A 281-nucleotide genomic window follows, 5' to 3' on the forward strand; every position below is an offset into this window, starting at 1 on the left:
AAGATGAGATTTCTTTAAAGGGTCGTGGGAGACTACCACGTTGATAGGCTATAGGTGTAAAGGCAGTAATGTCATAGCCGAGTAGTACTAATAACCCATAGGCTTATGTGTCAGCAATTGCTTTTTACTAAGCTTTTTGACAACTCTTTTTATCGTGTTTAAATCAATATGTCAACTTATACAGTTGGCAGCTAGTTAGTGGTTAGTCGGCAGTAGATACTGCAAACTAAATACTGCATACTGCTCACTGAAAGATTTAAGGTGGTTATAGCATCGGGGCT

1 rRNA gene is annotated in these 281 nt (G+C 38.8%); it reads left to right on the forward strand.

Annotation, left to right across the window (positions count from 1 at the left end):
- Positions 1-111: ribosomal RNA gene (locus JJQ60_RS22450) — 23S ribosomal RNA — on the forward strand; the annotation flags it as partial.
- Positions 112-281 lie beyond the last annotated feature (170 nt).

The organism is Aquimarina mytili (assembly GCF_016735115.1).
GTDB lineage: Bacteria > Bacteroidota > Bacteroidia > Flavobacteriales > Flavobacteriaceae > Aquimarina > Aquimarina mytili.